This window comes from Corynebacterium sp. HMSC05H05 (assembly GCF_001807265.1).
Taxonomy (GTDB): Bacteria; Actinomycetota; Actinomycetes; order Mycobacteriales; family Mycobacteriaceae; genus Corynebacterium.
The window spans coordinates 43,290-65,214 of record NZ_KV788371.1 but is presented as its reverse complement, the minus strand read 5'-3'; the positions used below and the strand labels follow the sequence as shown (position 1 = coordinate 65,214).

Here is a 21,925-nt window from a genome sequence, read left to right as displayed (position 1 = left end):
CGACGCACCTCCGGCCAAGTACAGTCGTGTCCATGACAACAATCGGAGTGTTTCTTGGATCTGTACGCACCGGCCGCATCGGCGAGCAAATCGGCGCCTGGGTGATGGACGCCGCCGCCGAGCGCGACGCAGAATACCGCCTGCTCGACCTGGCCGAATTCGACGTGCCGCACCTCATCGCGGAGGTTGTGCCGGGCGCGGCGAACAAGCAGTACGACGACCCGGCCGTCACCGCCTGGTCCGAGGCCGTCGACGCCTGCGACGGGTTCGTCTTTGTCACCCCGGAATACAACCACTCCATCCCGGGGACGATGAAAAACGCCTTCGACTCGCTGTTCGGCGAGTGGGCCGGTAAGCCGGTGGCGTTTGTGGGCTACGGCGCCGACGGCGGCGTGCGCGCGGTCGAGCACTGGCGCCAGATTGTTGCGAACCTGTCCATGCGCGGCATCCGCAACCAGCTGGCGCTGAACATTTTCGGCGAGGACGTCGAGGATGGCGAGCTCGCCCCGCGCGAGCACAAGCAGGCGGCGCTCACGCGCGCGCTGGATGACCTAGAGGCCGAGCTGGGCTAGTCCGCCAGCGGGAGCTCGAACTTCAGGCCCTCGCATGTGATGCGGCCGGTCTGTTTGCCGTTCCACTCAGGCGTGAAGCCGACCTCTTTAAGCGCGTCGACGACCGTCTGGCCGATCTCGGCGTCGGATTCGTCGCCGGGGTTGTCCAGGGAGCTGAAGCCGAATAGGAGCTCGCCGGTGTGGATGACACTGTCCACGTCCTGCATGGTGCAGTAGGCGTAGCCCTTGCGGCCTTTTTCGCGGGCCAGGTCGGCGCCGTCCTCGGCGGCCTCGCCCTTGTCGTAGCCGTCGTCGAAGGAAAACGAGAGGTCGCGCTTCGCCAGCGCCTCGCGCAGGGCCTCGATGCGCTTGGCATCCTCGGAGGCCTCGGGGACGAAGCGGGCGTATTCCTCGCGGACTTCGTCGATGAGGTCTGTCGGGCGCTCGTTATCTTCCAGCCAGCTTTCAATGTGGCTGGAGCTCCAACCGTGGCAGAGCTGGAGGCAGATTTCGCTGGTGGTCTCGTCGGGTTCAAACAGGCCGGGCGCGGGCGGGTATTTGCTGTCGAACATGGCATGGCGGGTCATGCCCCACAACCTACCGTATTGCGTGGATCACGTTTTGTGCCTTTCCTAGGCCTTCGCTGACAATCAACTGCACGGCCTTTGCGGCGAGCGCGACCTGGCCGGAAATGTCGCCCTCGATGGGGGAGAGCACCCAGTCCGGCACGCTCATGCCCTGCGGCGGGCGCCCGATGCCCATGCGCACGCGCAGGTAGTCGCGGGTGCCCAGGTGCTCAGTGATGGATTTCAGCCCGTTGTGGCCGTTTTCGTTACCGCCGAGCTTTACGCGCACTTTCCCGGCGGGCAGGTCCAGCTCGTCGTGCACCACAATGATGCGATCCGGCGCCACGCCCAGCTGCGCCGCCAGCGGGCCGACGGCCTCGCCGGTGGTGTTCATGTACGTCGTCGAGCGCGCGTAGGCGACGCGGTCGCGCACCTGCACCAGCGCTTTGACTCCCGGCACCGGCGCAAGCTCGTCGGCCAGCTCGTCCAGCGCCATATAGCCCACGTTATGCCTGGTAGCGGCGTATTTGTCGCCCGGGTTGCCCAGCCCCACCACGAGCCACTGCGCCTCCAGCTTGGGGGTGCGTTTGCGCCTGAAGAATCCGAACATGACGCATACTCTAGCCATGGAGTTTCCACGAGTGATCGCAGCACCCATGGCCGGCGGACCGTCCACGCCCGCACTCGTCAACGCGGTGAGCTTCGGGTTCATCGCGCTCGGCACCTGCACCGTCGCCCAGGCCCGCGAGTGGCTCGCCGCGTGCGAGCCGCCGTTCGGCGCCAACCTCTTCGTGCCCCAGCGGGAGCCAAAGCCTGATGACGTCCTCACGGTCGCCCGCCGCCTCCACCAAGAAGTCCCGGACGTCTCGTCCGACTACGCGGAGAAGTTCGCGCTCGTCCTCGACGCTGCACCCGCCGTGGTCTCGTCCACTTTCGGTTGCTTCACCGAAGCCGAGATTGCCCAGCTGCACGCCGCGGGCTCGGAGGCGTGGGCGACGGTGACCAGCCCTGCCGAGATTGCCGAGGCGAAGCGCAGGGGCGTCGACGGCGTGATCGTCCAGGGCCCGCGTGCCGGCGGTCACCGCGCAACCTGGGACCAGCACGAGGACCCGGACCAGCGGACGTTGGAGGAGCTTCTCGCGCTCGCGGATGGGCCCGTGATCGCGGCGGGTGGGGTGCGGGGACCGGAGGACGTCGAAACGCTTGGCGTCCCTGTCGCCTGCGGCACCGCATTTTTGCTCGCCGACGAAGCCGGCACCAGCGCGCGCAACCGCGACCTGCTGCGCACGGACGCGCCCGCCGTGGTCTCGCGCGCGTTCTCTGGGCGGTGGGCGAGCGGGTTGGAAACCGCGTTCACCCGCGAACACCCGGACCTGCCGCCGACCTACCCGTACCTGCGGCCCATGACCAGAGACAACGACTACTGCCTCGTCGGCGTGGACCGAGGCGAACTCATGGCCGCACCGGCGCGCGAGATCCAGCGGATGTTAACGCCCTAACCGGTGGCAGCGATGTTAGGGACATGAAACTTTCCAAGATTGCCATTGCCACCGCAACCACAGGCGCGCTTGCAATGGGCGCGCTTGCCCCGGCCGCCCCCGCAGCCCCTGCTGAGCACGACATCGCCTACAGCGGCAGCGCGTGGGGGCTCTACAGCTTCCTCATGACCAACATCATGAACGGGCTCGACCAGATCAACGGCGGCGCGGACAGGCACCCGACCGAAAAGTTCGGTGGGGTCATGCTCAGCGCGTTGCCGCTGGCGATCTTGCTGTTCCCGCTGCAGATGATCGCCGAGGCTGAGGTCCGTCTGCTGGACCAGCTCAGCCGCTAATACACCCGCGTGGTGTTCTCGATCGCGCCCAAGCCCTCGATTTCCACGCGCACCGTGTCGCCGTCAGCAAGGTAGCGCTTCGGCTCGCGGGCGTGGCCCACGCCGGCAGGGGTGCCGGTGGCGATGACGTCGCCGGGCTCGAGCGGGTAGAGGTGCGAGATGAACTCCACCAGCTTCGCGGGCGTGAACACCAGGTCGTCGGTGGGGGCGTGCTGCATCACCTCGCCGTTGACAGTGGTGGTGATTGCAGGCCCCGGCTGCCACTCGGTGTCCAGCCACGGTCCGAAACCGGCAGTTTTCTCCAGGGACTTGCCCTGGTGCCACTGCTGCGTGCGCTTTTGGTAGTGGCGCTGGGTGTAGTCGTTGATCACCGAGTATCCCGCGATGTGCTCCGCGCCGTTGGTCGCGTGGCGGGCGCGGGTGCCGATTACCACCGCGAGCTCGCCCTCAAAATCGAGGGTGTCGGCGTTGAAGCTGGGTACTTCGGCGTCGTCGTGGGCGCCGATGAGCGCCTCCGGGTACTTGATGAACAAGGTGGGCACGTCCGGCTGCTCGTGCCCCATCTCGGCGATGTGCTTGGCGTAGTTCAAGCCGACGCAGATGATTTTGCCGGGGCGCGGGATCACCGGCGCGAGATCGCCCGGGGTGAAGGTGATCTCCTCGCCTTCTTCGAAAGTGCCGTCGCGCAGCAGCGTTCCGACGTCCTCCGCGCCCAACGTCACCGCCCTTCCCTCGCCGATAACGCGGGCAGCGGTGGTGGTGCTTCCGGTCCTGATCGTGGCAAGTTTCATGCACACTAGCTTATCGCCCGCAGGATCTCATCTGCCGCGTCTGCGGACGCGATAGCCAAGTCCACCTGCTCCTTCGCGCTGAATGGTTTGAGCACGTAGTCCGCCGGCGCCATCCGTCCGGGCGGGCGCCCAATGCCCACCGCCACCTTGTTGTACGGCTTGCCGCCCAGCGATTTCGTGATGGACTTCAACCCGTTGTGCCCGTGGTCGCCGCCGCCCAGGCGTAGCTTCACCTCGCCGAGCTCTAAATCCAGCTCGTCGTGCACCACGTAGAGGTCCTCCGGCTTCACGCTGAAGTAGTCCATCAGTGCTTTGACTGGCCCACCGGAGACGTTCATGAAGGCCCGGGTGCGGGCGATGACCGCATGGTCGTCGTCAAGCAAGCGCCCCTTCGCAAGCTCGGCGATCTCCGTGTTCGTGCGCTTGTGCACCGCAAGTTGCGCCGGCATCGGGGTGGCGCGGCCGAGCAGCTCCTCCACGACGAACACGCCCGCGTTGTGCCGCGTGGCGGCGTACTGCGGGCCGGGGTTGCCAAGGCCGACGATCAAGATAGTCACGCCCACGAGGATAACCCACCCGAAAATGCGGAAAACCCGCCGCCGCGGGGATGCGGTGGCGGGTTGGGGAGGGGAGGATTTACTCCTCGTCGCCCTTCTCCTCAGCCGGAGCCTCGGACTCAGCGCCAGCCTCGGCGCCGCCTTCCTCAGCGGCCTCGGCCTCAGCCTCGAGGTCCTCGTCAACCTGCTCGTAGGTGACGTTGACGATGAGGGTCTCCGCGTCGGAGATGAGCTCTGCGCCCTCCGGTAGCTTGACATCGGTTGCGTAGAGCGCGTCGCCGATCTCCTTGCCCTCGATGGAGACGGTCAGCTCGTCCGGGATGGACAGCGCGTCGATCTCGATCTCCACGTAGTCGGTCTCCTGCAGCACAACTGCGCCCGGAGCAGCCTCGCCCTCCATGACAACAGGGACCTCGACGGTGACCTTCTCGCCGCGCTTAATGCCGAACAGGTCGATGTGGTCGATGTCCAGGGTGAGCACGTTCTGGTCGATGTGCTTGACCATGGCCAGCAGCTTCTCGCCGTCGAGCTCGAGCTCGACGATGGCGTTGGCGCCGTCGTTACGCACGATTGCGGTCATCTCAATGCGGTCGACCGCGAAGTGGATGTTCTCGATGCCCTTTTCGTACAGGACACCCGGGATCTTGCCGTCGCGGCGCAGACGGCGTGCGGAGCCCTTGCCGAACTCCTCGCGACGCTCACCCTTGATAACGGTGGGGGTAATAGCCATGTTGTACTCCTTCGTGTGTGAAGGGCCACAGGCCTTGCCTGCGACCACTAAACGGATATGTGCTCGTCGAGTGATCGCAAAGGATCTCAAAATCGCGTCGATAACGGCCTATCAAGGCCCTCGCCGAGACTGCTACAGGGTAGCAGGCGGTTTTTGCCACACAAAATGCCCGCTTGCCTGGGCCTCCTCAAACTCGTGCCCGAGCGGGATGCCCCGGCGCTCGCGCATCAGCAGCGTGACGACGAGGCCCGTGACCGTCGCCGCCATCAAGTACACGGTGATGGCGGTGGTGCCGCCCGTCGCCTCGCGCAGGGCCGCGGCGATGGTGGGGGCGAACGCGCCGCCCAGGATCGCGCCGAGGGCGTAGGAAATGGAGGCGCCGGAGGCACGGATGGAGGCGGGGAAGAGCTCGGCGTAGAACGCGCCGATTTGTCCGTAGGTCAGGCCGAGCCCGACGGTGAGGAAGATCAGCGCCGCGGTGATTTTTGGCAACGATCCGGTGTTCACCAGCGGGAACAGCGCCAACACGCCGGCTGCCTGCACGACGAAGCCGATCGCAAGCGTGCGGCGGCGGCCGATGAAGTCGGAGACCCAGCCGGCGAACGCGGTGGTGCACAGCCAAGTGGCGGCTGAGGCGGTGACGGCCCACAGGATGTCGCCGCGTTCGATGGCGAGCCCGGCCGGGTCGGTGACGTAGTTCTGGATGTAGCCGCCGGTGGTCATGTAGCCCACCGTGCCGTTTGCGGCGAAGATCAGCGCGGCGGCGAGCACGAGCCCGGCGTGGCGCTTGAACAGCGAGCCGACCGGGTTACGCGCGCCGACCTCGCGCATTTCCTCCACCACGGGCGATTCCTCCACGCCGGTACGGATCCACCAGCCCAGCACGGTCAGGCCGATGGAAAGCAGAAACGGCACGCGCCAGCCCCACTGCAGAAACGCATCCCCCGGGGCGATCATGGTCATCAGCGCCAGCACACCGGATGACAGCAAAAGCCCCGCCGGCACGCCCACCTGGGGTCCGGCGCCGTAAAGGCCACGCTTGTCGGCCGGTGCGTGTTCCACGGCCAGAAGCACCGCCGAGCCCCACTCACCTCCTGCAGAGGTGCCCTGCAGGATGCGCAGGAACACCAGGGCGGCTGGCGCGAACCAGCCAGCGGTTTCATACGTGGGTAAAAGACCGATCAGCGCTGTGGCGGTGCCCATGGTGAACAGCGTGACCATGAGCACCCCGCGCCGGCCCAGCCGGTCGCCGAAGTGGCCTGCCAGCACCGCACCCAACGGCCGGAACAAAAAGGACAGGCCCACGGTGAGGAAGCTGGCAATCGTCGCCGCGGCGGGCCCGAGCGGGCCGAACATGACCTGGTTGAACACCAAGCCGGCGACGGCCGCGTAGAGGAAGTAGTCGTACCACTCGATGGCGGTGCCGATGGTGGTGGCCGCGACGACGCGACGGCGTTCACTGCGCACGGTCGAAGGCCTCCAAAAGCGCGTCGGTTTCTTCCGTGTTCGTCACTGTCACGCGGATGCCTTCAGGGAAGGAGCGCACCAGCACGCCTTCCGTGGCCAGCCGGTCGGCCAACTCTTTGCCTGCGCCGGGCAACCACACGAAGTTCGCCTGGCTTGCTGCAAGCCCAAGCTTGTCGACGACACGGCTCCGCTCGGCCACGGTGCCGTCGATACGCGCACGCAGCGCCTCCTGTGCCTCGAGCGAGGCGAGTGCCGCCTCTTGCGCGATCGCGCTGACGGAAAAGGGAATGGAGACCTTGTTCAGCGCGTCGATGATCGGGCGCGGGCCGAACGCGTAGCCGATTCGCGCGCCTGCCAGGCCGTACGCTTTGGAGAAGGTGCGAAGGCCCACCACATTCGGGTAGCGGGTGATCACCTCGGTGGCCACTGGGGTGTCGGCGGCTTGGTTGTACTCGAAGTAGGCCTCGTCGAGCACGACGAGCACGTCCGCCGGCACCTTGTCCATGAAGGCGGTGAACTCGGCGTTGGTGATTGTCGTGCCGGTGGGGTTGTTCGGGTTGCAGAGGAAGATCAGCTTGGTGCGCTCGGTCACCGCGGCGGCGAGCGCCGGCATGTCGAGCCTGTTGTCGCTGTCGAGCGGGACTTTCACTGGGGTGGCGCCGACGATCTGGACGAAGATCGGGTAGGCCTCGAAGCTGCGCCAGGGGAAGACCACTTCGTCGCCGGGCTGGGCCGCAATCGAGACCAGCTGCTGGCACAGCGCGGATGATCCGGCGCCGAGCGCGACCTGCTCAGGTTCCACACCCAGGTGCTGTCCCAGAGCCGTGCGCAGCCGGAGCGCGCCGATGTCCGGGTAACGGTTTATTTCGCCGAGCGTGTTGCTCATGGCGTCGAGCACCGGCGGCAGTGGCCCTTCGGCGCACTCGTTGGAGGACAGTTTGATGGCGCGCTCGTCGCGCACGCCCGGGACGTACGGGGGAATGGCCTCGAGGTCGGGGCGGATCATGCGCGGCTCCTCTGCGTAGTCAGTGAGATCAGGCCCAGCACGATGATCCAGCCGGTCAGCGTGGCAAGGCCCATCCGGTATTCCGGAAGAATACCCATTAACACGAGCACGAGGAGGAAAAACGCGATACAGATCCAGTTGGCCGCTGGATACATCGGCGCCGCGAAGGTTGCGCTCTTGGCAGTCTTGCGGAAGTTCAGGTGGGAGATACAGATGCCCGCCCAGGTGATCAGCTCGGTGCCGACGATAATCGCCAGCAGCACCGCGAAGATCTTACCTTCGAAGAAGAAGTTCAGGATGACGACGGTGCCCATGAGCGCGGCGTCGAAAAGCAGGGCTCTGGTGGGCAGCCCTTTCGCGCTGGTTGCCGCGAATGCGCGCGGCGCCTGGCCGTTGCGGGCGAGGTCGCGCAGCATGCGGGCACCCGAATACGTCATGGTGTTGAGCACCGAGAACACCGCCACCACGATGACCACGTTGAGTGCCGTGGCCGCCGGGCCGAAGCCGACACCGGCAAGCACGCGGATAAACGGGCTTTCGTTCGTTTCTTGCTCGTTCCAGGGTGCCAGCAGCAGGATGGTGCCGATGCCGCCGAGGTAGAACACCAGAATGCGCCATACCACCGAGTTCACTGCGCGCGGGATGGCGGTCTTGGGGTTGTCCGCCTCGCCGGCGGCGGTGCCGATGGACATGATGCCGCCGAACGTGAACGTCACCGCCACCAGCGCGAACAGCACGCCGGAGGGGCCGTTGGGCATGAACCCGCCGTGCTCGGTGATGTTGGAGAACCCGATCGGCTCGTCGGGGCCGAGACCGGCCACCAGGGCAAACCCGAGCACGATCATGAGCACGAGAGCGGCGACCTTGATCAGCGACAGCCAGTACTCGGTCGCGGCGAAGACGCGCACGTTGAACAGATTCAGCACAACAACCAGGACTAGCGTGACCAGCGCGGTGACCCAGTGCGGCAACCCGGGAAACCAGTAGTCCAAGAATGTGCCCATGGCCGTCAGCTCCAGCATCCCCACCACGACGGTGGTGAACCACCAGTTCCAGCCGGTGATGAAGCCGGCCACCGGCCCGATGAACGCGCGGGAGTACGCCGCGAACGACCCGGAGACGGGGTGCTCCACCGCCATCTCGCCGAGCATGCGCATGAGGAAGTACACGATCAGCCCGACGAGCGCGAAGGAGATCAACACCGCGGGCCCGGCGTACTGGATCGATCCGGCGGAGCCCAAAAACAGGCCCGTGCCTATCGACGAACCAAAGGCAATCATCATCAATTGCCGACTTTTGACGCTCCTGTTCAGGCCCTGCTCTTGCAGGCTGTCGTTCTGGCTCACGGTTTAGTTTCCTGTCGGTGGTCGGGTGGTGGTGCGGGACATGCCACGGAATTCGGCGATGGCGGTGTCGCCGTCGTACAGCGTGACGTCCGAAAGCCCGTTCCTGCCCCACGTGTGGCGCTCGCGCGCAACGCCGCGGATAGTGCGGCCCATCTTCGCGGGGGCGAGGTAAATCATCTCGGATTGCGCGCTGACGGTTGGGTCGGTGCGCCGCGAGTTGCACGCGCCGCCGAACAAGGCGTCGGCGAAGGTGAACAGCACGCCGCCTTGGCAAACTCCGAAGCCGTTGGCGTGGCGCGCCTCCACCGTGAACTCGCCTTCAGCCAACCCCGGTTCGAGCCGCGTGATGGTCGCACCGAGGTACTCCAAGGTGGCGTCATGGTCGAACATGGATTTCGCGTGCTCGAGGTCGGGGGTGAACTCCACCGACGGAGCGTAGCGCTCGTACATGCCTATTCCTTCCCGTATGCGTGAAGCCGGGGCAGCGGAAGTGCTGCCCCGGCTGTTGCGGTCTGGCGAACCGTGGGGTTTACGCCTGGCCCTCGAACAGGGTGGTCACGGAGCCGTTTTCAAAGATCTCGTGGATCGTCTTGGCCAGCAGCGGTGCGATGGACAGCACTGTGAGGTTGCTCCAGCCCTCGGTGTCCTGCGGCAGGGTGTCGGTGGTGATGACCTCCTCTGCGCCGCAGTCGCTGAGGCGCTCGCGCGCCGGGTCGGAGAACACGCCGTGGGTGCAGGCGATGACCACGGACTTCGCGCCGGCCTCTTTGAGCACCCCGACGGCGCCGGCGATGGTGCCGCCGGTGTCGATCATGTCGTCCATGAGGATGCAGTCCTTGCCGTCGACGTCGCCGACGACGCGGTTGGACACGACCTTGTTCGCGGCGTCGATGTCGCGGGTCTTGTGCACGAACGCCATGGGGGCGTCGCCGAGCATGTTGGCCCACTTCTCGGCCGACTTCACGCGGCCGGCGTCGGGGGAGACCACCACGAGGTTGTCCAGCGGGTACTTGGACTTGATGTAGTCCACCAGGATCGGCTGGGCGTGCATGTGGTCCACCGGGCCGTCGAAGAAGCCCTGGATCTGGTCGGTGTGCAGGTCCACAGAGACGATGCGGTCCGCGCCGGCGGCGGTGAGCAGGTCCGCAATCAGGCGGGCGGAGATCGGCTCGCGGCCGCGGTGCTTCTTGTCCTGGCGGGCGTAGGGGTAGAACGGCAGGATCGCGGTGATGCGCTTGGCGGAGCCGCGCTTGAGCGCGTCGATCATGATGAGCTGTTCCATCAGCCACTTGTTCAGCGGCTGGGCGTGGGACTGCATGACAAAGCAGTCGGCGCCGCGGACGGACTCTTCGAAGCGGATGAAGATCTCGCCGTTGGCGAAGTCGCGCGCGGTGGTGGGAACCAGCTCGATGCCGAGCTCCTTGGCCACAGCCTCTGCGAGGGCCGGGTGGGCGCGGCCGGTGAAGACCTTGAGGTCTTTGTGGTTTTCGGTGGAGTAACCAGTCATGTAATTAACCCTCTCGCTTCGCGTTTTTTGCTGCTTCAGCCGCGTCAGTGCCCGGGCGGCGCTTTTCCACCCAGCCTTCGATGTTGCGCTGGCGGCCTTCCTTGATGGCCAGCGCGCCGGCGGGCACATCCTCGGTGACCACTGTACCCGCGCCGGTGTAGGCGCCATCACCGATGTTCACCGGTGCGACGAACATGGTGTCGGAGCCGGTGCGGCAGTAGTCGCCGATGGTGGTGTGGTGCTTGTTCACGCCGTCGTAGTTGGCAAACACGGAGCTTGCGCCGATGTTGGAGTGCTTGCCCACGGTGGCGTCACCGATGTAGGTCAGGTGCGGCACCTTGGAGCCTTCGCCGATCTTGGCGTTCTTGGACTCGACGAAGCCGCCGAGTTTGCCGCGGGCGCCGAGTTCGGTGCCGGGGCGGATGTAGGTGAACGGGCCGACGGCGGCTTCCTCACCGATGACGCCGAGTTCGCCCTGGGTGCGTACGACGGTGGCGCGGGCGCCGACTTCCATATCGGTCAGGGTGGTGTCGGGGCCGATTTCGGCGCCGTCGCCGATGACGGTGGAGCCCCACAGCTGGGTGTTGGGGTGGATGACCACGTCGCGGCCGATTTCCACCTCGACGCCGATCCAGGTGGAGTCCGGGTCGATCACGGTCGCACCGCCTCGCATCGCCTTCTCGACGAGCCTGCGGTTGAGCTCCTTGCCAGCCTCCGCCAGTTGCACTCGGTCGTTCACGCCGGCCAGCTCGCGGGCGTCGGGGGCGGTAAACGCGGTGACCCGGAGGCCGTCGTTACGTGCGATGCTCAGCACATCGGTGATGTAGAACTCGCCCTGGGCGTTGTCCGGGGTGACGCGCGTGAGCGCGTCGCGCAGCACCTTGCCGTCGAAGGCGAACACGCCGGAGTTGACCTCGCGGACTTTGCGTTGCTCGTCGGTGGCGTCCTTTTCCTCCACGATCTCAAGGACGTCGCCGGCCTCGCTGCGGATGATGCGGCCGTAGCCGGTGGGGTTGTCGAACTCGAGTGAGAGCACGGTGACCGCGGCGTGCTCGGACTCATGCTTGTCCACGAGCGCCTGCAGGGTCTCCGGGGTCAGCAGCGGCACGTCGCCGTTGGTGACCACCACGGTGCCGTCGAAATCCGGGATGGCGGACAGGCCTACCTGGACGGCGTGCCCGGTGCCGTTTTGCTCCTCCTGGATAGCCTGGCGGATCTCCACGTGCATCTGCTCGGCGATCTGCTCCACGGCCGGGGCGACCTGGTCGCGCTGGTGGCCGACAACCGCAACCAGATGGTTGGGGTGCACGCCGGCGGCCGCGTGCAGGGAGTGGGACAGCAGGCTGCGCCCGCCGATCTCGTGCAGCGTCTTTTGGCGGTCGGACTTCATGCGGGTTCCGGCGCCGGCCGCGAGCACGACAACGGCACGTTCGAAGTGGGTAGGCACTCGAATGCTCCTTGTTTTATGGGTTGTGTAGCGGGTTTTTGTCGGCAACCAGCATAACGCCTAGGCGGCGGCCGCCGAGACTTCTTTCAGGTTCCGCGCGCCAATCACGCCGGCGTAGCCCACGACAGCCAGGAAGATCAGCGCCGCCTGCGGGCCGAGCACCGCGATCGCGGACGAAATCGCGCCGACGACCAGCAGCACCACGCCCATGACGGTGTTGGAGGCGCCGGTGATCATGGTGCGCTTGTCGCCGTCGGCCATGTCCACCAGGTACGTCTTGCGGCTCACGCGCACCGCGGTGTGGGCGAGGTTGACCAGGAAGAAGCCCAGGGGCATGACCCAGGCGTTCACCCCAGCCGGTGCGAGCCGCGCGCTCATGACAAGCGCCACGATCACGGTCGAGGCAACGCCAGCGGCCCAGGCCATCGTGCTTTTCGACGACCTGTCGGACAACTTGCCCGAAATCCTGCCACCCAGAAGCGACGCGCCGCCGGAGGCGATGATGAACGCGCCGAGGCCCGTCAGGTCGGCGCCTTCGTCGCCGGCCATGACCACGATGAACGGGGCGGAAAGGGCGGTGACCAGCATCAGCGAGCGCACCACCAGGAACTTTTGCAGGTCGCGGTCGCCTTTGACCAGTGCCCACATCTCCTTCATGCTCTGGCCGTCTTTGGCCTCCGGTTCAGCCTCCGGCTCGTCGATGCCGCGGAAGACCAGCGATGCCAGCGCCCACATTGATGCGCCCACGGCGAGCAGTGCCGCGATCGCCCACTGCGGCAGGTTGTTGGGCAAAAATGTGAGAATCAGGCCGATCGCGAGGGTGAACCCGCCGGCCAGGGCGGTCGCGCGGCCGGTGATGTCGCCGCGGCGGCCCTTCGAAATCGTGCGGCCCTGCACGTCCTTGCCGGCCAGTGAGCACAGGGAGCGGAACAGCGCGTGGGCGGCGAGAAGGATGAGGATGACGGCGCCGAGCGGAGCGCCGTCGAGAAGCAATGCGCTCAAGGCGATAAGACCCGCGGCGACGGCTTGGCCCCACGAACCGAGGAGCCACACGCGCTTGCGGGAGCGCTTCGAAGTCACCCACGGGCTCAAAAACGCCTGCGGCAGCATCGAGCCGGATTCGCGGATGGGCACGAGGAACGAGGTCAACACCGCCGGCACACCGGCGGCGCCGAACAGCCACGGCAGCACCGTCTTCGGCGCGACGACTTGGTCGCCGATGTTTTGCAGGCCGTTGGACCAGATGAACCGGCGTGCGTTGCGTTCCTCGCGTTGATCGTTATGCATACAGCGGATAGTAGGGTCGAAAGAGAGTATCAGCGAACCGGGAGGCGGACATGGCGATGAGCAGACGCACATTCTTCAGGGGCACACTTCTGGCGACGGCGGCGCTGGCCGCGGCGGCGACAGGCACGGCGTGCTCGACGTCCTCCCAGACCAAACCGCTCGGCGCGGACGATGAGGCTCGCCCGCTGCGCATCCCGCCGCTGTACGAGGGCGAACTCGACGGCAACGTGCGCCGCTTCGAGCTGACCGCGCAGGAAGGCGAGTTCGAAATCGTGCCCGGCACGATGACTAAGACCTGGGGCTTCAACGGCCCGTACCTGGGCCCGACGCTGTACATGCGCCGCGGCGAGGAAATCGACATGACGGTGCACAACGAACTGCCGGAGCCCACCGTCGTGCACTGGCACGGCCTGCACCTGCCGGCGACCGCCGACGGCGGGCCGGCGCTGATGTTCGACCCGGGCGAGTCCTGGTCGCCGTCGTGGACCGTGGACCAACCCGCCGCGACGTGCTGGTACCACCCGCACCCGCACGAAAAGTCCGCCGTGCACGCCTACCGCGGCCTCGCCGGGGGCATCGTGCTTGACGACGACGCTTCCGCCTTCCCTGGCCTCCCCAACGACTACGGGGTAGACGACATCCCCGTGATCATCACCGACGCGAACTTCACCGAGGACGGCCAGCTGGACGAAGATAGCGGCTGGGTCGGCTCCACCGTGATGGTCAACGGCATGACGAAGCCGCGCTTCGAGGCCACCACCCGGCGCGTGCGTCTGCGCGTGCTCAACGGCGCAACGATGCGTTTCCACCACTTGTCCTTGGGCAAGCCGTTTTATGTGGTGGCCACGGACCAGGGTTTCCTGGACGCCCCGGTCGAGGTTGACGGCGTGCTGCTCAGCGCCGGCGAGCGCGTTGAGATCGTGGTGGACCTTGAGCCGGGCAAGGACCTGAAGCTGCGCAGCGACGGACTCCCGGATTTGGGAGGCATGCCGGATAAGGAAACCGCGGAGATGTTCGGCTTCACCGACAAGTTCGACTTGCTCGAGATCGCAGCGCTGTCGGAAGACGCCCCCGAGGTGCCCGCCCTCGCTGATTCGCTGGTGCCGTTCGAGGTGCCTTCTGTGGAGTCGGTCGAGGTGGAGCGCGAGTTCCGTCTCAACGGTGTGGAGATCAACGACAAGACCATGGACATGACGCGCGTGGACTTCACCGTGGACCACAAGAGCCCGGAGATCTGGCACGTGACCAACGAGAACGACGACATGGCCCACAACTTCCACATCCACGACGCGCGCTTTGCCGTCATCGGCGTGGAAAACGGCGAACTGGAGTTCACCACCGGCTGGCACGACACCATCACTGTCCCGCCGCTGGCCACGGTGAGCCTGCTTGTGGAGATGGGCTACTACCCGGACCCGAGCCTGGCGTACATGTACCACTGCCACATGCTCAACCACGAAGACAGCGGCATGATGGGCCAGTTCGTCATCGTCGAGCCTGGCCAGGAGGCGAACCTGGATCTGCCCGCCGGGCACGGCGGGCACTAGGCGGGATTAGCCGCGCACGTTGTGGCCGATGACTGCTGGCAGCAGCAGGGGAGCGTCGCCGAGCAGCGCCTTGAGGTTGCCGTCGCGCTCCACCGCACTGGTGACTGTGCGGACCTTCGAACCTGACTTGTCGCGCCCGCGACCGCGGTTGGCGCCGGCCGCCATGGGCCCTGCCGCGAAGGCGCCGCCGCGTGCGCCGTGGCCGTTTTGGCTTGCCGCGCCGTTCGCCCCGGCGACATAGGACGAGCCCGCGCCGTGCGCGCCGGTGCCGCCAGCGCCAGTTCCACCAGCGCCAGCGCCTCCGATACCGGGGCGCATTCCGTTCGCTCCCTGTCCTGTTCCGTTGCTCGATCCAGCTCCAGCGCCTGTTCCGGCACCAGCACCGATGCCGGACCCAAGAGACGATGCGCTGCGCTGGCTTCCAGCGCCCCCGTTTGCGCCAGCACCGAGACCACGACCGTTGACGAAGCCGCCACTGACACCGGTACTCATGCCTGCGCCCGCGCCAGTGCCGGGGCTAGTGCGGGGGCTGTTGGCAAGTCCTGTGCTGGTGCCGTGTCCAGAAGCTACGCCGCGGCCACCTGCGACGGCGTTTCCCGGCGCGAGGCCGAGTCCGGCGGTGCCGGTGCCGGCGGTACTTGTGCTGGCGTTGGTTTGGGGCGCCCCGCTGGCTGCACCGATGGTGGGGGTGAGGGGATTGGCAGGGGAGGCGGGAGTGCTCGTCGCAAAGCTTCCTGCTGCTGAAGGGGCAGGCGGGGCGATAACAGCGGAGGCTGACTGGGTGGGGGCCGCGCCTGCGGCGATGCGCTCGAAGGTCTCTGGGGTGGGGCGGCCGTATTGCTGGATCACTTCCGCCGGCGACTTTGCGTGCGCGAGGTCGCCGTAGCCGCGGTTGGTCAGCACTTCCTGCAACCCGGGTGGCAGCTCAGTCGGCGTATACGACGTTGCTGCGGGAGCAGGTACGTCGGTGTTGGCGTACGGCGTCGACGGCAGCTTTCCCGCGTCCGGCAGCAGCCGGTTAAACGCTGGAATTGCCGGCTGGAGCCCGGAAGTGACGCGGGAAGAATACGAGCTGAGGTAATCCGACTCGATCTGCGCCTTGATCTTCGGATCTTCTGCCTCGTGGTATGCGGCAGCGGCTGCGGAGGCGTACATACTCTCTGAGTCAGCCGCCATGCCGAGCGCCTCCGTGTGATTCGCGAGGGAACGTGAGTTAGCGACGTATTCCAAACCCGCATTCTGGATCTGGGTGACCTTCTTCATCGCCTCCTGGATCCAGATTGTGTCGGCTGACGAGCTCAAAGCGTGGTGGACGCCGTTAAGCTCATCCATGGCGTCTTCGATGAGCTGAGCGTTGGAAGTCCAAAAGTCCGACGCAGAGTACGCGAGAGACGTGTTGGTGAGGTTCAGATTCATTTCCGCGCCGAGCAGCGACGACTCCGAGGCGGAGGACACGGCCGCGTTGTCGAACGTGTTGGTCTTCGGGTCCGCGGCCTTGAGTTGCTGGAAGCCCTGGGCGTACATCGGCGTGAGTGCAGCAGCTGGGCCGCCGAGCGGTGCCAGCAGGGAGCCCATCATCCCGGAGAACGATTCATCAGTCTGCTGCGTGTTGGTCAACGCCAGCCACAGGTTGTCAGCGGTGTGCTTCAGATACAGCGCGATGGCCTGGTTCGCCTCCGGCGCGCGCTCGTCCCCGATCGGGCTGAGCCGCTCGCCTGCCTCGTCCAAGCCGCCCGCGCTGGAGAAGCTGGAGAGGGAGGCGAAGCCACCAAATTGCCTGTTGGTTTTTAAAGATAATGCTTGTTTCCTGAGTTGATCGATTGCCATTTCAACGCTGTCTACGTCTAATTGGATCCGCATTTTCTGCCCCCATTTACTTATGCCGTCGTCTGCGGATCCTAGACAGGAAGACGGGGACCGTAAATAGACTGTCCATTGAAATGGACAGTGCTAAGTGGTGGCGAAAAACAATGATTCGAATGTTGAAATTGCAAATTCGCAGGAATCTTCGAAAGTCCCCAGCCCTGGTGGGCGCGTGACCGAGATGCTCAATCCGCCTCTGGCAGTATCAATTTGTGCAAAACAATCTGTGTCGTCGGGTAGTCCGGTTCCGTACACATAAATGGGTGGAAGTGTTTGTGAGCGAATCGCGCTATCGATCGGTTTTGTTTGCTCGACAACTTCACGGTTTGCGTTCGTTGCAGCAATGCTGAGTGCGTAGTGCTGCGACTCCGTTCCAAAAGAACAAGCATTTACGTCAGGATTTAATCCTCGGTACTCCTCCGGGATCGGCTCGACGTTGTGGAAGCCGGCGGCGGCGAATTCCTCGTGGGAGATCTCGGTGCAGGGGTCGAAGATGTCGTCGCCGAGGGCGAAGGGGTCGAAATCGCCGATTTCGAGGGTGCCGCTTTTGAAGTGGAACGCGGCGGGAGCATCAGCAGAACTGTCGGCAGAACTGCCAGAAGAGCCGCCAACAGCACCGCCCGCGGATTCGGCGCTGTGCTCGTTTGCCTGGTTGTTGGCGGTGGGGGCCGGAGGGGCGTCGATAGGCGAGGGCTCCGAAGCGCACCCCGCGAGTACCCCGCATGCCATGAGCCAAACGATGTGGCGTTTCATGTACCCCTCCAATAAAAAAGCTTCCCCACCAGGACTCGAACCTAGAATGACGGTACCAAAAACCGTAGTGTTGCCGATTACACCATGGGGAATAGCACCGCTGATTGTAGACCAGACCTGCCAACTGCCAAAGACGGGGTTAGCGCTACGACGCTCTAAGCTAGGGCGCATGGCTCGAAGGCGAATGACGGCACCCCAGCGCAGAGATCAACTGATCGGAGTGGGGCGGCAAGCATTCGCTGAGCGCGGGCTCGATGGCATTTCCATGGAGGAAATCGCGGCGCGCGCCGGGGTGTCCAAGCCTGTGGTGTACGAGCATTTCGGCAGCAAGGAGGGCCTGTACCAGGAGGTTGTGCGGCTGGAGATGGCCCGGCTGGAGCGCACGATCACGTCGAGCATCCAGGCTGGCCCGTGGCGCGACCGCATCGAGCGCGGCGTGCTGGCGCTGCTCACCTACGTCGAGGAGGAAACGGACGGTTTCATCATCCTCGCGCACGGGCAGCTGCCGGGGGAGGGGCGGACGTATTCGACGATCCTCAACCGCGTCACCGCCGAGGTGAGCTACCTGCTGGGGGAGGCGTTTAAGCACCGCGGGCTCGACGAGGCGATGGCGGGGCTGTACGGTCAGGCGCTTGTCGGCACCGTCTCCAATTCGGCGCTGTGGTGGCTGGACGAGCGCACGCCCGACAAGCACACCGTGGCGGCGCATATTTCCAACTTGTGCTGGAACGGGTTGCGGGGGATGGAGGCGCAGCCGCGTGTGTACGGAAGCGGCAAGGCGAGCGACGAGACAAACGGCGAAACCGCAGAGAAGGATGCGTAAAAGACATGACTGAAACCACTCCGCCCGTGTTGGGCGGTTTGCTCACCGCGGCGCTGACGGACCCGAAGCTGAAGGGCTTGGTCACGCACGTGGGCGAGGATTCGTTGCACGTCACGGGCATTGACCAGGTGCGCTCTTGGGCGGCGGGCGCGATTGCGCGCGAAACACCGGTGTTGCTAGTCACGGCGACTGGCCACGAGGCAGAGGACCTCGCCGCGGAGCTGAAGGCCATTTTGGGCGAGGAAAAGGTGGCGCAGTTCCCGGCATATGAGACGTTGCCGCACGAGCGTCTTTCGCCGGCGCCGGACATTGTGGGGCGCCGTTCGAAGGTGCTGTGGGACATGCCGCGCGTGATCGTCGCGGCGGCGCGCGCGGTGTGCCAGCCGGTGCTGCCGCCGGCGGAGCCGATCACCATCGCGGTGGATGAAGAGCACGACTTCGAGGATCTGACCGCGCAGCTGGTGCACTTCGCGTACAACCATGTGGACATGGTGGCGCAGCGCGGCGAGTTCGCCACCCGCGGCGGCATCATCGATGTGTTCCCGACCACCGCGCAAAACCCGGTGCGCATCGAGTTTTGGGGCGACGAGGTCACCGACATCCGCTCGTTCGCAGTCGCGGACCAGCGCACCATCGAAGAGGTGCGGTCGGTGGATCTGCACCCTGCGAGGCAATTGCTTATCGACGATACCGTGGCCGCCAAAGCCGACGACCTCGCGCGAAAATTCCCCTCCAACCCGACGCTGTCGTCGCTGCTTGCCCGCATTTCGGAGAAGCAGCCGGCGGACGGCATGGAGGCGCTCATTCCGGCGCTGACGGACAAGCAGTACTCGGTGCTGCCGGAGCTCATGCCCGCCGGCTCCGTGGTGTTAGTGACCAACCCGGAGAAAGTGCGCACCCGCATCGCTGATTTGGAGGCGACGGACCGCGAGTTCCTCGAGGCCGGCTGGGAAGCAGCCGCCATGGGTGCCGAGGGACCTGTCGTGGTGGAGGGCCTGGACGTGTCCGCCTCGTCGTACCGCTCCTACGAGTCGCTGGAGGTCTCCGCCTCCAAGGCCGGCAACGCCTGGTGGACGTTCGCCCCGCCCGGCATGTTCGCCGCCGACGACGCGGAGACGCTGCCTTTGGAGTTCGAGGCCGCGCCCGCGCCGAAGGGCGACCCGAAGGCGATCGAGCAGCTCTATGCCACGCTGAAGCTCCACATCGGCCAAAACCACGGCAAGGTCGCGTTCGTGGCACCGGCCAAGGGCACGATCGACCGCATGGCGGAGCGCCTGCGCGAGCACGGCGTATCCGCCCGCGTGGCCACGCCCGGCTTGGAGCCCGTCGAGGGCGCGGTGACGCTGTACCAGGCACTGTCGCACGCGGGCCTGGTCTTCGGCGGGCCGAACCTGGCCGTGGTCACCGAAACTGACGTCACCGGCAACCGCGTGGGTGATATCGCAGGTGCTAAACGACGGGCCCCGCGCCGGCGCAACCGCGTCGACCCGCTCGCCCTGCAGCCTGGCGATTTCGTGGTGCACGACACCCACGGCATCGGCAAATTTGTGAAGATGGCGGAGCGCACCGTCAAAGCCGGCGACGAGGACTCGCGCCGCGAATACATCGTGCTGGAGTACCAGCCCGCCAAGCGCGGCCAGCCCGGCGACCAACTCTGGGTGCCCATGGAGTCGCTGGACCTGCTGAGTAAGTACACCGGTGGCGAGAAGCCGTCGCTAAGCAAGATGGGCGGCTCGGACTGGAAGTCCACCAAGCGCAAGGCGCGCGCCGCCGTGCGCGAGATCGCCGGCGAGTTGGTGGAGCTCTACGCCAAGCGCCAAGCCGCGCCGGGCCACGCGTTCGCGCCGGATACCCCCTGGCAGCTCGAGATGGAAGATGCCTTCCCGTTCGTAGAGACGGAAGACCAGCTCAACGCCATCGAAGCGGTCAAGGAAGACATGGAAAAGCCCACGCCGATGGACCGCGTGATCGTGGGCGATGTGGGCTTCGGCAAAACCGAGGTGGCCGTGCGTGCCGCGTTTAAGGCAGTGCAGGACGGTAAACAGGTCGCGGTGCTGGTGCCGACGACGCTGCTTGCCCAGCAGCATTACTCCACCTTCACGCAGCGCATGGATGGTTTTGGGGTGGAGGTCCGCGAGCTGTCGCGTTTCACCTCTACCGCGGATTCGAAGAAGATCCTCGCAGGTCTTGCGGATGGTTCCGTAGACATCGTCATTGGTACCCACCGACTGCTGCAGACTGGCGTGCAGTGGAAGAACCTCGGTCTGATCATCGTGGACGAGGAGCAGCGCTTCGGTGTCGAGCACAAGGAACACATCAAGGCGCTGAAGTCGCACGTTGACGTGCTCACCATGACGGCAACGCCGATTCCGCGCACGCTTGAGATGTCGCTGACCGGCATCCGCGAAATGACATCGATTACCACCGCGCCGGAAGACCGGCACCCGGTGCTCACGTATGTCGGTCCGCAAGAGGATAAGCAGGTGGCGGCGGCGATTCGTCGAGAATTGCTTCGCGACGGCCAAGTCTTCTACATCCACAACAAAGTCTCCGACATCGAAAAAACTGCCCGCCAACTGCGCGAACTCGTTCCCGAGGCCCGCGTCGTTGTCGCCCACGGCCAGATGAGCGAGCAGGTGCTCGAGCAGACCGTGCAGGGTTTTTGGAACCGCGAATACGACGTCATGGTGTGCACCACGATCGTGGAGACCGGCCTGGACATCGCCAACGCCAACACCCTGATCGTGGAAAACGCCCAGAACATGGGCCTGAGCCAGTTGCACCAGCTGCGCGGACGTGTGGGCCGTTCCCGCGAGCGTGCCTACGCGTACTTCCTGTACCCGAAGGACAAGACACTCACCGAGACCTCCTACGACCGCCTGGCCACCATCGCCCAAAACAACGACCTGGGAGCCGGCATGGCCGTGGCGCAGAAGGACCTGGAGATGCGCGGCGCTGGCAACGTGCTCGGCGCGGAACAGTCCGGCCACATCGCCGGCGTGGGCTTCGATATGTACGTCCGCTTGGTCAGCGAGGCCGTGGAAACCTTCAAGGGCCTCATGAGCGGCAAACCCATCGACGCCACCGACAAAGGCCCGAAGGAAATCCGCGTCGATCTGCCCGTGGATGCACACATTCCGGAGACCTACATCAACTCCGAGCGCTTGCGCCTCGAGGTGTACCGCAAGCTCGCAGAAGCGCGTGACGACGACGCCCTGACTGCAGCAGCCGACGACATGATCGACCGCTTCGGCACCTTGCCAATTGAGGTCGAGCGGCTCATGGCCGTAGCCCGACTGCGCAACCAGGCCCGTGCAGTTGGCGTTTCCGAGATCCTGACCCAGGGAACCCGCATCAAACTCCACCCAGTCGAGTTGCCTGACTCCAAGCAGGTGCGCCTGAAGCGCTTGTACCCGGGGGCGAACTTCCGGGCTGCGGCAAAGGCGCTGCAGGTGCCGATGCCTCGCGAGGGCGGGGCGAAGCGCGCGCTGAACGCGCCGAACCTTCGCGACCTGGAGCTGTTGCAGTGGGTCGCCGACTTCATGACGGAAATGCTCGATGCCCCGAAGATTTCGGTCACGGGTGTTTCTGCGGATTCTGCAGCCGCAGAGAAGGTGCCGAAGAAGAAAGTGTTCTCCGTCAGCGAGTAGGCGGCCCGGGCCGGGCGGTGCTGGGGCGGTTCCGCGGAGCCCCACGCCCCTGCGGCCCACGGTTCCCCACAGCCCCTCGCCCCTGCGCGCTGGATCCAGCTATCAGGACCCAGCTAATCGCGATTTTTCGGCGAATAGCTGGTTCCTACTAGCTGGATCCGCGAAGGTGAGAGGCGTGGGGGTGTGGGGGAGCCAAGGTG

Annotated in this window: 20 protein-coding genes; 6 read left to right on the top strand and 14 right to left on the bottom strand. The window is 65.5% G+C overall.

Annotated elements, in window-relative coordinates:
• The first annotated feature begins 32 nt into the window (after nucleotides 1-32).
• Nucleotides 33-572 (top strand): NADPH-dependent FMN reductase, encoded by a 540-nt coding sequence (locus tag HMPREF3151_RS01650; protein WP_070472682.1) that lies wholly within the window; start codon nucleotides 33-35, stop codon nucleotides 570-572.
• Here HMPREF3151_RS01650 and HMPREF3151_RS01645 read toward each other — a convergent pair.
• Both HMPREF3151_RS01645 and pth (HMPREF3151_RS01640) read right to left on the bottom strand, forming a co-directional pair.
• Nucleotides 569-1,138: a DUF6891 domain-containing protein gene (locus tag HMPREF3151_RS01645; RefSeq protein WP_083290119.1), complete on the bottom strand. Its 570-nt coding sequence runs from the start codon at nucleotides 1,136-1,138 to the stop codon at nucleotides 569-571. The two genes, HMPREF3151_RS01650 and HMPREF3151_RS01645, sit on opposite strands and share 4 nt — an antisense overlap.
• Before the next feature lie 10 nt (nucleotides 1,139-1,148).
• Nucleotides 1,149-1,727: an aminoacyl-tRNA hydrolase gene (gene pth, locus HMPREF3151_RS01640; RefSeq protein ID WP_083290118.1), complete on the bottom strand. Its 579-nt coding sequence runs from the start codon at nucleotides 1,725-1,727 to the stop codon at nucleotides 1,149-1,151.
• Between pth (HMPREF3151_RS01640) and HMPREF3151_RS01635 the strand changes: the two genes are divergently transcribed.
• Nucleotides 1,726-2,616 (top strand): NAD(P)H-dependent flavin oxidoreductase, encoded by an 891-nt coding sequence (locus tag HMPREF3151_RS01635; protein WP_070473050.1) that lies wholly within the window; start codon nucleotides 1,726-1,728, stop codon nucleotides 2,614-2,616. The genes pth (HMPREF3151_RS01640) and HMPREF3151_RS01635 overlap by 2 nt on opposite strands.
• 23 nt (nucleotides 2,617-2,639) lie before the next feature.
• Nucleotides 2,640-2,951, top strand: a complete 312-nt coding sequence (locus tag HMPREF3151_RS01630; RefSeq protein WP_070472679.1) for a hypothetical protein — start codon at nucleotides 2,640-2,642, stop codon at nucleotides 2,949-2,951.
• On the opposite strand, the gene HMPREF3151_RS01625 is transcribed toward HMPREF3151_RS01630, so the two are convergent.
• The 10 genes from HMPREF3151_RS01625 to HMPREF3151_RS01580 all read right to left on the bottom strand — a co-directional run bounded on the left by HMPREF3151_RS01625 (nucleotide 2,948) and on the right by HMPREF3151_RS01580 (nucleotide 13,089).
• A complete protein-coding gene (locus HMPREF3151_RS01625; protein ID WP_070472677.1) occupies nucleotides 2,948-3,742 on the bottom strand; it encodes a fumarylacetoacetate hydrolase family protein in 795 nt (264 codons plus the stop codon). The genes HMPREF3151_RS01630 and HMPREF3151_RS01625 overlap by 4 nt on opposite strands.
• A gap of 5 nt (nucleotides 3,743-3,747) precedes the next feature.
• Entirely contained in the window at nucleotides 3,748-4,299 is a 552-nt protein-coding gene (gene pth, locus HMPREF3151_RS01620; protein WP_070473044.1) for an aminoacyl-tRNA hydrolase, read from the bottom strand.
• Nucleotides 4,300-4,378: 79 nt separating this feature from the next.
• A complete protein-coding gene (locus HMPREF3151_RS01615; RefSeq protein ID WP_070472674.1) occupies nucleotides 4,379-5,029 on the bottom strand; it encodes a 50S ribosomal protein L25/general stress protein Ctc in 651 nt (216 codons plus the stop codon).
• 132 nt (nucleotides 5,030-5,161) lie between these two features.
• Nucleotides 5,162-6,496 (bottom strand): MFS transporter, encoded by a 1,335-nt coding sequence (locus tag HMPREF3151_RS01610; protein WP_070472671.1) that lies wholly within the window; start codon nucleotides 6,494-6,496, stop codon nucleotides 5,162-5,164.
• Complete coding sequence (gene hisC, locus HMPREF3151_RS01605) at nucleotides 6,486-7,502, bottom strand: histidinol-phosphate transaminase (RefSeq protein WP_070472668.1); 1,017 nt, start codon at nucleotides 7,500-7,502, stop codon at nucleotides 6,486-6,488. Before hisC ends, HMPREF3151_RS01610 begins: the two co-directional genes overlap by 11 nt.
• On the bottom strand, nucleotides 7,499-8,785 hold the full coding sequence (locus tag HMPREF3151_RS01600) for an amino acid permease (protein ID WP_083290117.1): 1,287 nt from the start codon (nucleotides 8,783-8,785) through the stop codon (nucleotides 7,499-7,501). The genes hisC and HMPREF3151_RS01600 overlap by 4 nt, the downstream gene beginning before the upstream one ends.
• A 66-nt stretch (nucleotides 8,786-8,851) precedes the next feature.
• Nucleotides 8,852-9,298 carry a hotdog fold thioesterase gene (locus HMPREF3151_RS01595; RefSeq protein WP_070472665.1) on the bottom strand — a complete coding sequence of 149 codons (447 nt, stop codon included), beginning with the start codon at nucleotides 9,296-9,298 and terminating at the stop codon, nucleotides 8,852-8,854.
• 79 nt (nucleotides 9,299-9,377) lie between these two features.
• On the bottom strand, nucleotides 9,378-10,355 hold the full coding sequence (locus HMPREF3151_RS01590; RefSeq protein ID WP_070472662.1) for a ribose-phosphate diphosphokinase: 978 nt from the start codon (nucleotides 10,353-10,355) through the stop codon (nucleotides 9,378-9,380).
• Between the two features lie 4 nt (nucleotides 10,356-10,359).
• A complete protein-coding gene (glmU, locus tag HMPREF3151_RS01585) occupies nucleotides 10,360-11,802 on the bottom strand; it encodes a bifunctional UDP-N-acetylglucosamine diphosphorylase/glucosamine-1-phosphate N-acetyltransferase GlmU (protein ID WP_083290116.1) in 1,443 nt (480 codons plus the stop codon).
• A 60-nt stretch (nucleotides 11,803-11,862) separates the two neighbouring features.
• A complete protein-coding gene (locus tag HMPREF3151_RS01580; RefSeq protein WP_070472660.1) occupies nucleotides 11,863-13,089 on the bottom strand; it encodes an MFS transporter in 1,227 nt (408 codons plus the stop codon).
• A gap of 56 nt (nucleotides 13,090-13,145) precedes the next feature.
• Here HMPREF3151_RS01580 and HMPREF3151_RS01575 point away from each other — a divergent pair, with 56 nt between their 5' ends.
• Nucleotides 13,146-14,636 (top strand): multicopper oxidase family protein, encoded by a 1,491-nt coding sequence (locus HMPREF3151_RS01575; RefSeq protein ID WP_141741267.1) that lies wholly within the window; start codon nucleotides 13,146-13,148, stop codon nucleotides 14,634-14,636.
• A 6-nt stretch (nucleotides 14,637-14,642) separates the two neighbouring features.
• Here HMPREF3151_RS01575 and HMPREF3151_RS01570 read toward each other — a convergent pair whose 3' ends face one another.
• Nucleotides 14,643-16,463: a hypothetical protein gene (locus HMPREF3151_RS01570; RefSeq protein WP_141741266.1), complete on the bottom strand. Its 1,821-nt coding sequence runs from the start codon at nucleotides 16,461-16,463 to the stop codon at nucleotides 14,643-14,645.
• Between the two features lie 123 nt (nucleotides 16,464-16,586).
• A complete protein-coding gene (locus tag HMPREF3151_RS01565) occupies nucleotides 16,587-17,252 on the bottom strand; it encodes a DUF3558 family protein (protein ID WP_168160580.1) in 666 nt (221 codons plus the stop codon).
• Between the two features lie 169 nt (nucleotides 17,253-17,421).
• Here HMPREF3151_RS01565 and HMPREF3151_RS01560 point away from each other — a divergent pair, with 169 nt between their 5' ends.
• Nucleotides 17,422-18,075, top strand: coding sequence for a TetR/AcrR family transcriptional regulator (locus tag HMPREF3151_RS01560; RefSeq protein WP_070472650.1), 654 nt, complete (start codon nucleotides 17,422-17,424; stop codon nucleotides 18,073-18,075).
• A gap of 5 nt (nucleotides 18,076-18,080) precedes the next feature.
• Nucleotides 18,081-21,725: a transcription-repair coupling factor gene (mfd, locus tag HMPREF3151_RS01555; RefSeq protein ID WP_070472647.1), complete on the top strand. Its 3,645-nt coding sequence runs from the start codon at nucleotides 18,081-18,083 to the stop codon at nucleotides 21,723-21,725.
• Nucleotides 21,726-21,925: the final 200 nt, after the last annotated feature.